The organism is Nocardiopsis sp. KDC1DS13DA1, assembly GCF_055632325.1.
Genome location: NZ_JBVMUY010000036.1, coordinates 84,618 through 99,706 on the forward strand (window position 1 = coordinate 84,618; position 15,089 = coordinate 99,706).

Below are 15,089 nucleotides of genomic sequence, written 5' to 3' on the forward strand. Positions count from 1 at the left end.
CCGCCGGATCCGTCGCGGCCGCCGGTCCGGGACCGGCGCCGACGACCTCCGGCACGGGCCGCGCGACGGTCAGGTCCAGCCGTCAAGGACGCGGTCGATGCCGTGGGCGATCCGCGCCCGGGCCTCCTCCCGGGGCACCCCGTCCATGAGGAGCCGGTCGTAGGGGGTGTCCTCGTGGCGGACGGAGGCCACGACCGCGCGGCGCACCGCCCCTGGGTCGAGGTCGCGTCCGGCCGCGGAGCGGCCCACCCGGCCGCTGCCGCGCACAGCCGTGTGCTCGGCGATCCTCCGGGCGCGGTCGGCGGGGCAGCCGGGGAAGAGCCGGGTGATCTCGGCGGCGAAACGCTCCTGGAACACCGCGTCCCGGGCCGCGCGGCGCACGGCGTCGCGTTCGCGGCGGCGGGCCCGGGCGTCCTCGTCGGCCAGGCACGACTCCTCGGCCGCGACCAGGGCCCGCTCCTCCACGAGCAGGCCGAGGCGGCGGAAGCGCTTGCGTGAGGGGACCCACCGCACCACGACGGCCGACAGCACGCTCTCCTTCCTCGCCCTGCGGGTCAGGGTGGCGTCCCCGGCGGGCAGGAACTCCAGGTGGTCGAGGTCGACGCAGGTCAGGCAGTGCGGCACACCGTCCTCGACCAGCGCGGGCCCCGCAACGGTCAGGCCGCAGTCGGCGCACTCCCACGGCCCGTCGGCCTCCCGGACCTCCAGGTCGGGGACCTTCGCGCGCCGCCGCTCCTCCCTTCCGCGCTGGGCCGCGGTCGCGCCCGGGGACACCCAGTGGACACGGAACCCGCGTTCGTCGTCGGGGTCCGCGGAGGCGGTGAACCTCAGTTCACGGCGGTCGCGGGTGGCGGCCCGGTACTCGCCCTCGTGCGGCTCCATGGCGTGCTCCCCGGCCCAGACCGCGAGCAGCGCGACGGCGGCGCGCTGCTTGTCCGGGGGCGCCTGGACCAGGTCCTGGAGCGCGTCGGCCCGCCCCTGGCGCCAGGTGTCCACCGCACGGTCGGTGACCCAGCCCAGCGCGGTGAAGGTGTCCAGGACCGACACCGCCCCGCGCCGCGCGACCGCCGCGTCGGCGGCAGCCACCACCCGGCGCCCCAGCCTGGTCCCCAGATCGGCCACGATGCCCCGTCCCTCCGCGCTCGTCCATTCCGGCAGCGCACCACCCTAGTACCCCGCCATGCCCTGGACACCAGGAGTTCCGAAAGCACATGACCTGAACACGATGTCACCTTCCGCTGAGTTTTCCCGAACAGATGCCAACCAGCCCCGGATCGGGGCAGGTCAGATCGGGAGCCTCCCCCCTGCCGCCAGGTCCAGTGCACCGGATGGACAGACGCACCTCACCTCCAGGACAGTTGTTCGCCCGAACGGCGCTCGATAGATTCCGCCGGTATCCGGCCCCGCACAGGTGCCGGAACCCCCACGGAAGGGACCCGTGCCATGAAGAGAGTCGCCTACCGCATCGCCGCCAAGCTCGGACTCGTGGACGACCAGCGGCTGACCGCCCCCTACATCTACTACTAGGCCGACTGGTGGACCAGTTCCCCGGACCCGTGCCGCCCTCGCGGCGCGGGTCCGCCCCGTGCCCGGAGCGCGCGACGTGACGGCCTCCCCGACCGCCCCGGGGCGCACTCCCCCGGGGCCGCGCGACGGGCGCGGCACCGCCAACGTCGCCGACTACGCCCTCGACCCCCTGGGCTTCCTCACCCGGGCGGCACGCGAACACGGCGACGTGGTCACACTCACCCCCTCGAACGTCCTGCTCGCCCACCCCGACGACATCGGCCGGGCCCTCGTGGACCGGGGCGAGACCGTCGTCAAGCTCCGGCCGGGTACCCGCCGCCGGGGCGGAACGGGCTTCCCGCTCGCGACGATGAACAGCGAGGGGGCCGACTGGGAGCGCAAGCGCGCCCGTCTGCGGCCCGCCTTCCGCAGCGGGCGGCTGACCGACCTGGAGGAGGCGGCCCGCGAGGCGGTCGCGCGGCTGGTCGACACCTGGCACGACGGCCAGGAGATCGACGTGCACGAGGCGATGTCCGACCTGGCCATGCGGGTGGGTGCCGAGCACATCGCCGGGCACGGACTGGGAGGATCGCGCGGGCGGGCCCTGTCCGACGCGGTGGGCGCCATCATGCGGCTGACCTCGGCTCCGCGGCTGCCCCGCTGGGTCCCGACCCCCGTCAACCTGGAGCTGCGCCGCTCCCTGCGGGCCCTGGACCGGGTGCTGGCGGAGCTGGTCGAGGAGCACCGGCCCGACGGCGGGACCACGGCGCTGGGCCGGTTGCTGGAGGCCGATCCACCTCCGCCGTTCGCGGAGGTCAGGGACGAACTGGCGACACTGCTGATGTCGGGCTACGAGACCACGGCCGACGCCCTGACCTGGCTGTTCTTCGCCCTGGGCGGGGAACCCGAGGCGGACGGGCGGGTGGCCGAGGGCGGGCGTCCCGGCGGAGAGGGGACGGACTTCGCCGGTGCCGCCGCCAAGGAGGCCATGCGGCTGTACCCGCCCGCGTGGGTGATCAGCAGGGAGACCGTGCGCCCGTTCGAGGCTGGCGGGTACGTGCTGCCCGCCGGAACGGTGCTGGGGCTGAGCCAGTGGGTGACCCACCGGGACGAGCGGTGGTTCGCCGAGCCCGCGTCCTTTCGTCCTGAGAGGTGGCTGGACGGCGGCGGCTCCGCCCACCGCTACGCGTTCTTCCCGTTCGGCGGGGGTCAGCGCGGCTGTGTCGGGGCCGCCATGGCCCTGCGCGAGATCGAGGTGATCGCCTCGGCGCTGCGGGCGCGCGTGCGGTTGGAGCCGGTCGGCGCCGAACGGGTGCGGCCCCGCCCCGCGCTCGCGCTCCAGCCGGTGGGCGTCCGGGCGGTCGTGCGCAGGGAACACCCGGTCCCGGCGCCGTGAACCCGGCCGGGTGGGCCGTCGGCCCACCCGGCCGAGCACCTAGGCCTTGGCCGCCTCTCCGGCCGGCTTCACCGCACTGACCAGGAAAAACGTGATCGCGACGAACAGCCGCCCGCGCTGGGCGCGGTCCTGCTGGTCGGCCGTCCACTCCTGGGCCCGCTCCTCGCTGACGGTCCCGGCGCCCACCGCGGCGCGGGCCATGCCCAGCAGCATGCCCAGGACGTCGTCGTCGGTGAAGGTCAGGACACGGCCCTCGACGCGCACCCGCTCGAACCCCGTCTCCAGCAGCAGGCCGCGCTGAGCGCGCGGAGCACGCGGGGAGGGCAGGGCGTCGGCGCTGGTGTGGAGAATCGCGCGCGTGGTGTCGGGGTGGTCGGAGTCGACGGCGTAGGTGTCCCAGTCCTGTCCCGCCAGGACCAGCCGGCCGCCCGGTGCCAGGACACGGTGGGCCTCGGCCAGGGCGCGGGCCGTGTCGTCGACCACGTGGTAGACCTTCTCCGCCCGGTAGCCGCACAGGGCTCCGTCGGCGAAGGGCAGCTCGTGGGCGCCCCCCTCGCGCAGGTCCAGGTCGGGGCGGCGGTCGCGGGCGTGGGCGAGCATCCGCGGATCCGGGTCGATCCCGACCGCCGCCAGTCCGGCGTCGGCGAGTTCGGCGACCGCGAGGCCGGAGCCGCAGCCGACGTCGGCCACGGTGTCGCCGGGGGCGAGGGCGAGCAGTTCGGTGATCCGGTCGCGCAGGGCCCGGGCCTCGGGCCGCCGGTCGAAGAGGTCGAGGCGGGAGACGAGCCGGTCGGTGGCCTCGGTGGAGGCGGACACGGGGTCGGCGTCGACGGAGACGTCACCGTCGGGGGCTGGGGGGTTCGTGGTCATGGGCCATTCTGCGGTCGACCGGAACGTGTGTGTCAACACCGGTCCGGGAAACATGGCCGGGCCCGGCCACCGACCGTGCGGTGCCCGGGCCCTCCCCTCACCCGCCATCGCGCGGGGCGGGTGCCGCGCACAGGGGCCGCGCCGCCACCGCCGAACGACGCCCACGGCGGACGAACCCCTGTCCGACGTGCGGGATCGCCTCCGCGGGGACGGCGGCTACCTGCCGACGTCGCGACCGCGCGGGTGCCAGATGCACACCACCGACGGGCGCGGGAACTCGCGGTCGGGCCAGGTGCTGGTGGGCGCCTCCAGCGTGCCGCCGTCACCGGGGTGCTGCGGCGCCAGGAAGACGGTCTTGTTGTCCGGGGTGACGAACGGGCCGCAGGCCTCGGCGTCCACGGGGACGGTGGCGAAGGTCTTGAGCTCGCCGCGGAAGCGGCCCTCGACGGGCACCACGTGGAGGGCGTCGTTGTAGCCCAGGCTGCCGGGCTGGCCGTCCGTGGAGATCCACAGGTTGCCCCGGGCGTCGAAGGTGAGGTTGTCGGGGGCGGAGATCGGCATGACCTTGGACTTGTCGAAGCCCGCGAAGTAGGTGTCGTCGTCCTCGGGGTCACCGCAGATGATGGGCACGTTCCAGGTGAAGGAGGTCGCGGCGGCGTCGCTGTCGGCCTCGATGATCTCCAGGATGTGGCCGTAGCGGTTGGGGCCGCGCGGGTTGGGCTCGTCGACCTGGCCGGGCTCGCGGGCGGAGTTGTTGGTCAGGGCGCAGTAGACCTTGCCGGTGACCGGGCTGGCCTCGAAGTCCTCGGGGCGGTCCATCTTGGTCGCGCCCGCGGTGTCGGCGGCCAGGCGGGTGTACACGAGCACCTCGGCGACGCTGAACCCCTCGACGAAGCTCTCCGTGGCGGTGCACAGCGGGATCCACTCGCCGGTGCCGTCGAAGGCGCCGTCGGAGGGGAGTCCACCGGAGTTGTCGATCTCCCCGGCGGGGCTGTTGCCCTCCAGCCGGGCCACGTACAGCGTGCCCGAGTCGAGCAGGGACAGGTTGTGGCGGCGCGAGCCCTCGATGTGGCGGCCGTCGCTGACGAACTTGTACATGTAGTCGAAGCGCTCGTCGTCGCCCATGTACACGGCGACGCGGCCGTCCTCGGTCAGGCGGGTGTTGGCGCCCTCGTGCTTGAACCGGCCGAGCATCGTGCGCTTGACCGGCGCGGCCTGCGGGTCGAGCGGGTCGATCTCGACGACGTAGCCGAACCGGTTGGCCTCGTTGGGGTGCTTCGAGAGGTCGAAGCGCTCGTCGACCCGGTCCCAGCGGCGGCGCGAGGCACCGGTGGACAGGCCGTACCGGTTGGTCTCGGGGGTGCCGGGGGCGGAGTTGAAGTACTGGTTGAAGTTCTCCTCGGCGCTGAGGAAGGTGCCCCACGGGGTCATGCCGCCCGAGCAGTTGTTGAGCATGCCGAGGACCTCGGTGCCCTCCGGGTCGGCCGCGGTGCGCAGCAGCGCGTGGCCGGCCGCCGGACCCGCGATCCGGAAGGGGGTGGTGGCGGTGACGCGGCGGTTGAAGGAACGCTCGCCCCCCTTCAGCCGCCACTGGCCGGTGCCGTCTACACGCTCGATCTCGACCAGCGAGCCGCCGTGCGCGGCCATGGCGACGCGGATCTGCTCGGGGTCGGCCCCGTCTCCACCGGGGTACCCGGCGAACATGAGGTCCTCGTTGGTGTACTCGTGGTTCACCCACAGCAGGGCGTTGTCGTCGTCGAGCTGGTGGAAGCCCACGTAGTCGCAGTTGTAGCCGAACTGCTGCGCCTGGGCCTCGGCGGTCTGGTGGTCGAGGTCGAACTCGGGTGCCCCGGGCAGGACCGGCTCGCCCCAGCGGACGATGACGTGCTGGTCGTAGCCCTTGGGGACGGTGACCTGGTCGTCGTTGTTGGGCAGCACGCTGTGGAACGTGGCGCGGGGGTTGGGGTGCGGGCGGTTCGGCCCGCGGTCGGCGGCGGCGGGGCTCAGGGCGGCGAAGCCGAGTGCGCCGGCGCCGGCGGTGACCGCGCTGGTGCGGAGCGCCGCACGGCGGGAGACCACCTTCTGGAAGATGTCACCGAAGTAGGCGTTGTCGCTGGTGTTGGGGGCGGGGTGGAAGCAGGCGTCACCACAGCGCAGTCTGCACGTGGCGCGGGAACGCCCGCCACCGACCTGGCCGATCAAGGGCAGCGAGCGGCGGCGGGGCGCGGACTCGGACACACGTTCTCCTCGGGATCGTGACTACCCCTCCGTGCCCGTTCCGGGCGGGGAACCGGCCGACGGCACGAAGGACGATGCTGGTCAACCGGCGGACGGAGCCACCGGCCGGTCTCGACCCTGACCGAGTTTTCACACACATCGGTGAAACCGAAGTGAACGCCCCTACAACTCCGTCTCATCCCTGGGTGGTGGGGCTCCTGATCGGCCTGGACACACACAGTCGACACCGAACGTGATCATGACGTACCGGAGCGTTTCACGCCAGACCCCCCGCGGCCGTGTTCTTCGCGGGCCGCCCCGCCGGGTGGCGACCACGGCGCGCGGCGTCCGCGCGAGCCGCGTCCGCCGCGGTCGGCAATCAGACGGACGCGGCGGCCCCGGCCGCCTCCAGGGCGGTGGCGATGCCCTGCGCGAGGAAGGGGATCCGCTCCGCCGGGAGGCCCGCGACGTTGACGCGCCCCGAGTTCGTGCCGTAGATACCCGACCGCCTGCGCATCGCGCCCATCTGTTCCGGCGTGAGCGCCAGCATCGAGAACATGCCCTTCTGCCGTGCCAGCGACGCCGCCTGCTCAGCGCAGCCGAGCGCGCTCAGGCGGGCGGCCAGCTCCGCCCGGTTGGCCGTGATGCGGTCGCGCATGGCGTCGAGTTCCGCCCGCCACAGGGCCCGCAGCCGCTCGTCCTCCAGAACGGCGGTGACGACGGCGGCCCCGTGCTCGGGCGGCATCGAGTACAGCGTCCGCGCGGCGTTCTGCAGCGCCGTCTCGACGTTGCGCAGTGCCCGCCGCGACGATCCCAGGACGATGGCGCACCCGGTGCGGTCGCTGTAGAGGCCGAAGTTCTTGGAGCAGCTGACGGCGATCAGCACCTCGGGCAGCCGTTCGGCCAGCATCCGCGTGGGCCGCAGGTCGGCCTCGAGGCCGTCGCCGAGCCCGTGGTAGGCCAGGTCGACGAAGGGGACCCAGCCGTTCGCCTCGGCGAGCCCGGCCAGGTCGTCCCACTCCTCGGGGGAGGGGTCGACCCCCGTGGGGTTGTGGCAGCAGCCCTGGAGCAGGACGACGTCGTGACGCCGTGCGGAGCGCAGGTCGTCGAGCATCCCGGCCGCGCCCGGGAGCCCCGCGGAGTCGGGCCGGCCGTACGTTCGGACCCGCAGGCCGGCACCCTCCAGGATGGGACGGTGGTTGACGTAGGCGGGGTCGCTGATCCACACCGCGGCGCCCGGCCGGGTCCGGCGCACGAGGTCGGCCAGCAGACGCAGGGCCCCGGTACCCGCCACGGTCTGGACGGCCGTCCCCCGACCGGTCAGGGATCGGTCGCCCAGCACCATGGACAGCATGGCCCGGTTGAAGGAGGTGTTGCCCGAGAGCCCGCGGTACTCCTTGGAGGCGGAGCGTTCGGCCAGGCGTAGCTCGGCCTCCCTGACCGCTGCCATGACGGGGGTGGACCCCGTGTCGTCGCGGTAGACGCCGAGGACGAGGTTCAGCCGGTCCGGCCTGGTGTCGGCGGCGAACTCGGCCTCCAGGTCGAACAGGGGGTCGGGGGGTGGGGAGGGCAGAAGCTCAAGCATCGCTGGCATCCTCGGGTCGGGGACGTCGGTTGGCGAGTACGACACCGGTGACGATGAGGGGAACGCCGACCAGGACGGACAGGGTCGGGGCCTCGTCCAGCAGGGGGGCGGCGAGCAGGACCACGGCGACCGGGCTGAGGCTGCCGACGACCGAGCTGGTCTCGGGCCCCAGCCGGCGGATGGCGAACGCGTAGAGCAGACCGGCGCACAGGCCGACCCCCAGGCCCTGGACGACGAGGAACAGCGCGAGGTCGGCGGCGGTCGCCCGGGCCAGGCCGGTCGGCAGGACCCCGGCCAGGGCCAGCGTCCCCACGACGGCGAAGGAGGGCAGGCACAGCAGTCCGATGGACCCGACCGGGTCGAGGTCCACCTCCCGCAGTCCCACCGTGTACAGGGCCCACAGCCCGCTGGCCACGAGCAGCGTTCCCGAACCGAGCAGGACGTCGGTGTCCAGCGCCGCGGTGTGCCGCCAGACCAGAGCCACGGCTCCGACCACGATCAGCGCCAGTCCGACCGGCTGCGTGCCGCGCGGTGCGCTCCTGCCGCCCGCGACCATGAGGGCGGAGACGAAGAGGGGGACCATCCCGGGGACGATCGCCCCGACGAACGCGGCCGAGGTGAGCGAGCCGCCGTACATCGCCGCGAGGAAGAACGGCACCCCCGCACCGCAGATGATCTTGGCCGCCGGACCGGGACGGACCGCGACCAGGCGGCGCCTGCGCCGCCACAGGGCGGGCGCCAGGACCACGAGGGGCACACCGAAGCGCAGTAGGGCCGCGTCCACGGGCGACAGCGTGGAGGCGCCCAGCGCGCGGGCGCTCAGCGCGAACCCCGCCCAAATGGTGACGGTGAGCAGCAGCGCCAGCATTCCGGCGGCCCGCGAGGAGAGTCCGCCGCGCCGGCCCGCGCGGGGCGCCGGGGAGCGCGTCCGCCTACCCGCCGCCGGTGTCCCGGCCGTGTCCGTCACCGTCACCGAAGGTTCCTCCCGCTCCGATCCGCCCGAGCGAAACCGACATTCCGCCCTATCGACGAAGGCAACGGTAGAGCTTTTGGCGGGGCAGCCGATTGCTACTTCTGCCCCTCAGGCCTAGCCTGTGGGGCAGAATCTGCCAAGGAGTCACGATGGACACTGTGGATCTGCGGATCATCCACGAGTTGCAGGCGGACGGACGGCTGTCCAACCAGGACCTGGCCGACCGGGTCGGGCTCTCCCCCTCACCCTGTCTGCGCCGGGTACGCCGCCTGGAGGAGTCGGGCCTGATCAGCGGCTACACGGCGATGGTCGACCAGGTCGCCTTCGGCCTGCCGATCACCGTCTTCGTGCGGATCCGCCTGGAGCGCCACACCGCCGAGGCCGTCGGCGTGTTCGAGGAGCACGTCGGTCTCATCGAACACGTCCAGGACTGCTACCTGATGGCGGGCAGCAGCGACTACCTGCTCCGAGTCGTCATCGCGAGTCTGGAGGAGTACGAGGTCCTCGTGCGCACACGGATCCACGCCATCCCCGGCATCGCGTCGATCGAGTCCAGTTTCGCCTTCGGCAGCGTCAAGCGGTCCAAGGTCTATCCGCGCCCGGACACGCCGCGCCCGCGTGGCCGCACGCGCTGAACGCCTGGTCGGCCGTGCCGTGCCCCGGCCGGGTACGTCGGCGCCGTAGCCCCCTGGGGGTGCTCCGCGCCGTCGCACCGTCGCCGTGCGCACGGGGCGCCGAACCCCCGCCGACGGTCTAGGACACGCTCCCACTGCGCCCCACGGGGACGACCATCGGCCCCCCGGTCACCGGGTCCTCCACGACCACGGCCTCCAGCCCGAAGGCCTCCGCCAGCAGCTCCGGCGTCAGCACCTCGGCCGGCGGACCGCTCGCCACGACCCTGCCGCCGCGCATGGCGATGATCGTGTCGGCGTAGCGGGCGGCCAGGTTGAGGTCGTGCAGCACCATGACGATCGTCCGTCCGCCCTGCTGGTGCAGGTCGCGGACCAGGTCCAGCACGTCGACCTGGTGCACCAGGTCCAGGAACGTGGTGGGCTCGTCCAGCAGCAGCAGGTCGGTGCCCTGGGCCAGCACCATCGAGATCCACGCCCGCTGGCGCTGCCCGCCCGACAGCTCGTCCAGCGGCGTGTCGGCCAGCTCCAGCAGACCGGTCTGGTCGAGCGCGTCGGCGACGGCGCGGTGGTCGTCCCCCGACCACTGCCGGTACCAGCGCTGGGCGGGGTGGCGGCCCCGGGCGACGAGGTCGGCCACGGTCAGCCCGTCGGGAGCGGTCGGCTGCTGCGGCAGGATGCCCAGGACCCGGGCGACCTCCCGGGTGGGTGCGCGGTGGATGTCGCGCCCGTCCAGCTCGACCACGCCCGCGCGGGGGCGCATGAGCCGCCCGAGGGCGCGCAGCATGGTGGACTTGCCGCAGCCGTTGGGGCCGATGACGCAGGTGATGGTGCCCTCGACGATGTCGGCGTCCAGGCCGTCGACGATGGTGCGGTCGTCGTAGGCCAGGGTCAGGCCCCGGGCGGTCAGCCGGGCGCGGGCGTCGGGGGCGGGTCGGGAGGCGGCCGGTGCGTCGACGTGCGTGGGGTTGCCGGAGGTCGTGGTCACGCCTGGGCCTTTCGGTTGCCGCTGACGAGGAGGTAGATGAGGTAGAGGGCGCCCAGGCTGCCGGTGACCACGCCCACGGGGAGCTGGATGGTCTCGAACAGGTTCCGGGCGAGGAGGTCGGCCCCGCAGACGAGCGCGGCCCCGACCAGGGCGGAGAGCAGGACCGGCGGACGGGGCGCGCGGGCCAGGCGCAGCGCGATCTGCGGTGAGGCCAGGGCGACGAACAGGATGGGGCCGGCGGCCGAGGTGCCGAAGGCGGCGAGCAGCACCGCCAGGACCAGCAGTCCGGTCCGGGCCCGCTCCACCCGCACGCCCAGCCCCCGGGCCACGTCGTCGCCGTAGGCCAGGGCGTCCAGGGTGCGGGCCGTGACCAGGGCGGCGGGCAGGCACACGAGCAGGGCCAGGGCGACGGGGACCGCGTCCGGCCAGGTGCGCATGGTGAGGCTGCCCGCGATCCACACCATGGCGCGGCCGCTGTCGGTGACCTCGCCGAGGGTGAGCATCCACAGGGTGACGTTCATCAGGACGGCGGACAGGCCCACACCGACCAGGAGCAGCCGGTAGCCGTCCACGCCCGAACGCCAGGCCAGCCCGTAGCACAGGACACCGGCCAGGAGCCCGCTCGCCAGGGCGACGGCCGGGACACCGACGTCGGCGAGGGGGCCGGTGACGATGCCGTAGCTGCCGCCGAAGGCCATGACCGCGACCACGCCCGCGCTCGCGCCGTGGGTGACGCCGAGCAGGTCGGGGCTGGCCAGGGGGTTGCGCATGAGGGTCTGGGTGATGGCCCCGGCGGCGGCCAGGGCGGCCCCGGCCAGCAGGCCCACCACGACGCGGGGCATGCGCACCCGCCAGATGGTGAAGTACTGGTCGCTGCTGGTGCCGACGATGTTCGCCCACACCTGCGGGACGGAGACCGGGGTGTCGCCCATGGCCAGGTTGAGGCTGACCAGGACGAGGATCGCCACACAGGTCAGGAGGGAGACGACCAGTGGGCGGGGGCGCAGCGGGAGGCAGAGGGGCCCCGCCCGCAGGGTGCGCACGGGGCGCGGGAAGGAGGGGGCCGGGGCGTGGGGGCCGGCGGGGGAGATCGTGGAACTCATAGGGCGAGAAGCTTCCTGCGTCGGACGACGTAGATGAAGAAGGGGGCGCCCAGGAGGGCGAGCACCACACCGACCTGGAGTTCCCCGGGAGGGGCCAGGAAGCGGCCGATCACGTCGGCGGCCATGAGCAGGACGGCGCCGAGCAGGGCGGAGTAGGGCAGCAGCCAGCGGTGGTCGGAGCCGACCATCGCCCGCGCCAGGTGCGGGACGATGAGCCCGACGAAGGCGATGGGGCCGCAGGCGGCGACGGTCACACCGGTGAGCAGGGTGATGGCGACCAGGCCGGTGGCCCGGGCCCGGCCGACGCGGAAGCCCAGGGCGCGGGCGGTGTCCTCGCCCAGGGCCAGGGCGTTGAGCGCGCGGGCGTTGACGAGCGCGAGGACGACGCCGACGGCCACGAACGGGATCATCTGGGGGATGATCGAGGGGTCGCGGCCGGTCAGGGAGCCCACCCGCCAGAAGCGGAAGTTGTCCATGGTGGCCTGGTCGAGCAGGACGATCCCGGAGACCAGTGAGTACATCAGCCAGCTCACCGCGGTCCCGGCCAGGGCCAGGGTGATGGGTGTGGGTCCGCGGCCGGGCACCGAGCCGATGAGGTAGACGACCACCGCCGCGGTTCCGGCCCCCGCGAACGCGAGCCAGGACTGCGTGCGCAGGTCGGTGACGCCGAGGAAGTGGATCCCCAGGACCACCACGAAGGCCGCGCCGAAGGTGACGCCGAGGATGCTCGGGTCGCCCAGGGGGTTGCGTGTGTGGCCCTGCATGAGCGCGCCGCCCAGGCCGAGGCTGATCCCGGCGAGCAGGCCGAGGACGGTGCGCGGCAGGCGGATCTCGTTGACGATGATGTTGGCCTCGTCACCGGCCGCGTGGGACAGCGCCTGCCAGACGGTTGCGGGGTCGAGTGTGCGCGCCCCGATCAGGACGCTGCTCAGCGCCGCGAGCGCGAGCACCCCGACCAGCAGGGCCAGACCGGCGACACGGCGGGCGCGGCGGGCGCCGATCACCCCCGTGCGCGGAGGGCCGTCGGTGCCGGGGGTGGTGGGGCTCCCGGCCGTGGTGACGGGGTCGGCGGTTGCGGCCCCGGGGGTGTCACTCACCCACTGCTCCCCTCATGACGAGGGCCAGGTAAACCTAACTTAGGTTTGCCTAGCCATACGATGATGATCTAAGTTTGCCACGTCCCGGCCTGGGACAACACATCGCCGGCGGCAGTGCTCCCCCGTTCGCACCGTCGCGATGGCGAGTCACGACCCCGATTGCGAGCTGCCTCATGTCATCCTCCACGCTCCTGCGCCGCGCGGGTCTGCCCGCCGCGGCCGTCGCCGCGGCCGTCACCCTGCTCACCGCCTGCGGTGCCGCGGGCCCCTCCGAAGACGCCTCCGACGACGGCGCGGCCCAGGGCGGCTCCGCCGAGGGCTTCCCGCGCACCGTCGAGCACGCCCTGGGCGCGACCGAGATCCCGGACGCCCCCGAGCGGGTCCTGCCGCTGGACTCGACGTACGTGGACGCCACGCTCGCCCTGGGCGGCAACGTCGTCGGCTTCACGACCTTCTCCGAGGACACCCAGGAGCTGCCCGGGTACCTCGTCGAGAGCGACTGGAACACGGGCACCCACGACGGGGCCGCGCCGGTCGGCCTGCTCTGGGACATCAGCCCCGAGCTGGTCGCGGGTACCGAGCCGGACCTGATCCTGTCCGCCGAGGTGCGCCACGGCGACGGCTACGGCCAGCTGAGCGAGGTCGCGCCGACCGTCATGTCGGAGACCACCGGCGCGACGTGGAAGGACAACCTGCGCCTGACCGCCGAGTCGCTGGGCGCGGAGGACGAGGCCGAGGCCCTGATCGCCGAGTACGAGGAGCGGGCCGCCGCGATCGGCGAGGCGATCGCCGAGGCCGAGGGCGGCGACGCACCGACCGTCTCGATCGTCCGCTTCGCCGGTGACGCGGAGGGGGTGCGCCTGTACACCCGCAACTCCTACATCGGCGTGATCCTGGAGGACATGGGCCTGCCGTCCGGCGAGGGCACCTCCACCGGGGCCGAGGACATCGTCACCTACCACAGCCAGGAGCGCCTGCTCGACCTGGACGCCGACCGCATCTTCGTCGCCGCCTACGACGACGGCGGCCAGGACGGCGTCTCCGAGCAGCGGGAGGAGTACTCCAACAGCCCGCTGTGGGACGAGCTGGAGGGTGAGAAGACCGAGGTCGACGACGCCTACTGGATCTCCGGTGTCGGTCTGATCGCCGCCCACGCGGTGCTCGACGACATGGCCGGGACCTTCGGGGTCGACCCGCAGCGCTGAACGGCGTTTTCCCTGGTCCGCCGCTTCGCTTCGGACCGTGTCCGGGCGCCCGGACGCACACGCACCAACAGACGAGACCGTTCACGGGGTCCGTCCGCCGGTCGACGGACGGACCCCTTCGTCGTGTCGCCCCCCGTACACCCCGGGTGTCCGGGGCGGCGCACCGCACCGGAAGGACCCCGCCGTGGAACCGCCCCGCTCCTTCGAGAACGCCCCCGCCCTGCCCTGCGACCGGATCCCCGAGCGGGTGCGCGAGGCCGCCCACGCGCTCGCCGCCGACCCCGGCTCCGGATACGTCTACGACCCCTCCCTGGCCGCCGACCGGGTTCGGGAGCTGCGTTCCGCGCTGCCCGACTGGGCCCGGGTGTACTTCGCCGCCAAGTCCAACGGCTTCACCCCCGTCCTCGCCCACCTGGCCGAGGCGGTGGACGGCTTCGAGGCCGCCTCCCTGTCCGAGGCGCGCGCCTGCCTGGCCGCGCTGGACGGGCGCCGCGACGGTCCGCGGCCGGGGCGGATCGCGGTGAGCGGCCCCGGCAAGACCCCCGAACTGCTGTCGGGGCTGGCGCGGTTGCGCGCACGGGAGGGCGCGGACGTCGTCGTCAACGCCGAGAGCGAGCTGGAGCTGCACCGGATCTCGGCGGCGGCGCGCGAGGCGGGCACGGTCCTGCCGGTGACGCTGCGGGTGAACCCCGAGCGGGTACCGGTGAGCGGCGCCCTGGTGATGGGCGGCACCCCCGGCCCCTTCGGTGTGCCCGAACCGCTGGTGCCCTCGGCCCTGCGCGCGGCCTCCCTGCTGCCCGGTCTGGACCTGGTGGGCTTCCACGTCCACGCGGTCAGCGGCAACACCGACGCCGTCGCGCACGCCGCCTACGTGCGCTGGTGCCTGGAGTGGGCGCGCTCGACCGCGCGCGCCCACGACGTGGACCTGCGGGTCGTGGACGTGGGCGGAGGGCTCGGGGTGCCCTTCGAGGAGGGGGACGCCTCCTTCGACCTGGCGGCCTTCGCCGCCGCGCTCACCGAGCTGGGCGACCCGGGCGTGGAGGTCGTGTTCGAGCCGGGACGGTGGATCGCCGCGCCGACCGGCTGGTACGTGGCCCGTGTGACGGACGTGAAGTCGTCCTACGGCGGCCACTTCGCCGTGGTGCGCGGCGGGATCAACCACTTCCAGCTGCCGACGTCGTGGGAGATCCGGCACAACTTCGCGGTCCTGCCGGGGCGCGCGTGGCCCTCGGCGCTGCCCCGCCCGGAGGCGGCCGGTGTCCCGGTGACCGTCTCCGGTGAGCTGTGCACGCCCGAGGACGTCCTGGCGCGGGACGTGAGCGTGGAGTCCGTGCGCGCCGGCGACGTGCTGGTCTTCCCGAACGCGGGCGCCTACGGGCACGAGTTCGCGATGCCGGCGTTCCTGGGCCACCCCGGGGCGCCGCGCGTGACCGTCACGACCCGCCGGGCGCCGGTCGCGACTGTGGCGCGGAACACCTCCCACGCCGCACCCTTGACATGATTAGGTTAGCCTGCCCTAA

General features: G+C 73.7%; 13 protein-coding genes. 5 read left to right on the plus strand and 8 right to left on the minus strand.

The window, feature by feature from the left end; all coding sequences use genetic code 11:
• Positions 1–69: 69 nt before the first annotated feature.
• Entirely contained in the window at positions 70–1,122 is a 1,053-nt protein-coding gene (locus ACTVAJ_RS24515; protein ID WP_470390607.1) for a DUF2293 domain-containing protein, read from the minus strand.
• 321 nt (positions 1,123–1,443) lie between these two features.
• Here ACTVAJ_RS24515 and ACTVAJ_RS24520 point away from each other — a divergent pair, with 321 nt between their 5' ends.
• A complete protein-coding gene (locus ACTVAJ_RS24520; RefSeq protein WP_470390652.1) occupies positions 1,444–1,527 on the plus strand; it encodes a cittilin family RiPP precursor in 84 nt (27 codons plus the stop codon).
• A 76-nt stretch (positions 1,528–1,603) separates the two neighbouring features.
• Entirely contained in the window at positions 1,604–2,902 is a 1,299-nt protein-coding gene (locus ACTVAJ_RS24525; RefSeq protein WP_470390608.1) for a cytochrome P450, read from the plus strand.
• 39 nt (positions 2,903–2,941) lie between these two features.
• Here ACTVAJ_RS24525 and ACTVAJ_RS24530 read toward each other — a convergent pair whose 3' ends face one another.
• The 4 genes from ACTVAJ_RS24530 to ACTVAJ_RS24545 form a co-directional block, all read right to left on the minus strand.
• Positions 2,942–3,772: a methyltransferase domain-containing protein gene (locus tag ACTVAJ_RS24530; RefSeq protein WP_470390609.1), complete on the minus strand. Its 831-nt coding sequence runs from the start codon at positions 3,770–3,772 to the stop codon at positions 2,942–2,944.
• Between the two features lie 216 nt (positions 3,773–3,988).
• Positions 3,989–6,010, minus strand: a complete 2,022-nt coding sequence (locus tag ACTVAJ_RS24535) for a PhoX family protein (RefSeq protein WP_470390610.1) — start codon at positions 6,008–6,010, stop codon at positions 3,989–3,991.
• A gap of 358 nt (positions 6,011–6,368) precedes the next feature.
• Positions 6,369–7,574 (minus strand): amino acid aminotransferase, encoded by a 1,206-nt coding sequence (locus ACTVAJ_RS24540; RefSeq protein ID WP_470390611.1) that lies wholly within the window; start codon positions 7,572–7,574, stop codon positions 6,369–6,371.
• Positions 7,567–8,547 (minus strand): DMT family transporter, encoded by a 981-nt coding sequence (locus ACTVAJ_RS24545; RefSeq protein ID WP_470390612.1) that lies wholly within the window; start codon positions 8,545–8,547, stop codon positions 7,567–7,569. The genes ACTVAJ_RS24540 and ACTVAJ_RS24545 overlap by 8 nt, the downstream gene beginning before the upstream one ends.
• 149 nt (positions 8,548–8,696) lie before the next feature.
• Here ACTVAJ_RS24545 and ACTVAJ_RS24550 point away from each other — a divergent pair, with 149 nt between their 5' ends.
• Entirely contained in the window at positions 8,697–9,182 is a 486-nt protein-coding gene (locus tag ACTVAJ_RS24550) for an Lrp/AsnC family transcriptional regulator (RefSeq protein ID WP_470390613.1), read from the plus strand.
• A 118-nt stretch (positions 9,183–9,300) separates the two neighbouring features.
• On the opposite strand, the gene ACTVAJ_RS24555 is transcribed toward ACTVAJ_RS24550, so the two are convergent.
• Genes ACTVAJ_RS24555 through ACTVAJ_RS24565 form a run of 3 tightly spaced genes read right to left on the minus strand, consistent with a single transcriptional unit; the run spans position 9,301 to position 12,364 of the window.
• A complete protein-coding gene (locus tag ACTVAJ_RS24555) occupies positions 9,301–10,164 on the minus strand; it encodes an ABC transporter ATP-binding protein (RefSeq protein ID WP_470390614.1) in 864 nt (287 codons plus the stop codon).
• Positions 10,161–11,267, minus strand: a complete 1,107-nt coding sequence (locus ACTVAJ_RS24560; RefSeq protein WP_470390615.1) for a FecCD family ABC transporter permease — start codon at positions 11,265–11,267, stop codon at positions 10,161–10,163. Before ACTVAJ_RS24560 ends, ACTVAJ_RS24555 begins: the two co-directional genes overlap by 4 nt.
• On the minus strand, positions 11,264–12,364 hold the full coding sequence (locus ACTVAJ_RS24565; RefSeq protein WP_470390616.1) for a FecCD family ABC transporter permease: 1,101 nt from the start codon (positions 12,362–12,364) through the stop codon (positions 11,264–11,266). The genes ACTVAJ_RS24560 and ACTVAJ_RS24565 overlap by 4 nt, the downstream gene beginning before the upstream one ends.
• 173 nt (positions 12,365–12,537) lie before the next feature.
• Between ACTVAJ_RS24565 and ACTVAJ_RS24570 the strand changes: the two genes are divergently transcribed.
• Both ACTVAJ_RS24570 and ACTVAJ_RS24575 read left to right on the plus strand, forming a co-directional pair.
• Positions 12,538–13,569 carry an ABC transporter substrate-binding protein gene (locus ACTVAJ_RS24570; RefSeq protein ID WP_470390617.1) on the plus strand — a complete coding sequence of 344 codons (1,032 nt, stop codon included), beginning with the start codon at positions 12,538–12,540 and terminating at the stop codon, positions 13,567–13,569.
• Positions 13,570–13,753: 184 nt separating this feature from the next.
• Positions 13,754–15,070, plus strand: a complete 1,317-nt coding sequence (locus tag ACTVAJ_RS24575) for a type III PLP-dependent enzyme domain-containing protein (protein WP_470390618.1) — start codon at positions 13,754–13,756, stop codon at positions 15,068–15,070.
• Positions 15,071–15,089: the final 19 nt, after the last annotated feature.

Bases quoted from the DNA above. Each gene is read 5' to 3' on its own strand.
- ACTVAJ_RS24530 (WP_470390609.1), bottom strand. From the start codon at position 3,772: ATGACCACGAACCCCCCAGCCCCCGACGGTGACGTCTCCGTCGACGCC.
- ACTVAJ_RS24520 (WP_470390652.1), top strand. From the start codon at position 1,444: ATGAAGAGAGTCGCCTACCGCATCGCCGCCAAGCTCGGACTCGTGGAC.
- ACTVAJ_RS24570 (WP_470390617.1), top strand. From the start codon at position 12,538: ATGTCATCCTCCACGCTCCTGCGCCGCGCGGGTCTGCCCGCCGCGGCC.
- ACTVAJ_RS24540 (WP_470390611.1), bottom strand. From the start codon at position 7,574: ATGCTTGAGCTTCTGCCCTCCCCACCCCCCGACCCCCTGTTCGACCTG.
- ACTVAJ_RS24560 (WP_470390615.1), bottom strand. From the start codon at position 11,267: ATGAGTTCCACGATCTCCCCCGCCGGCCCCCACGCCCCGGCCCCCTCC.
- ACTVAJ_RS24550 (WP_470390613.1), top strand. From the start codon at position 8,697: ATGGACACTGTGGATCTGCGGATCATCCACGAGTTGCAGGCGGACGGA.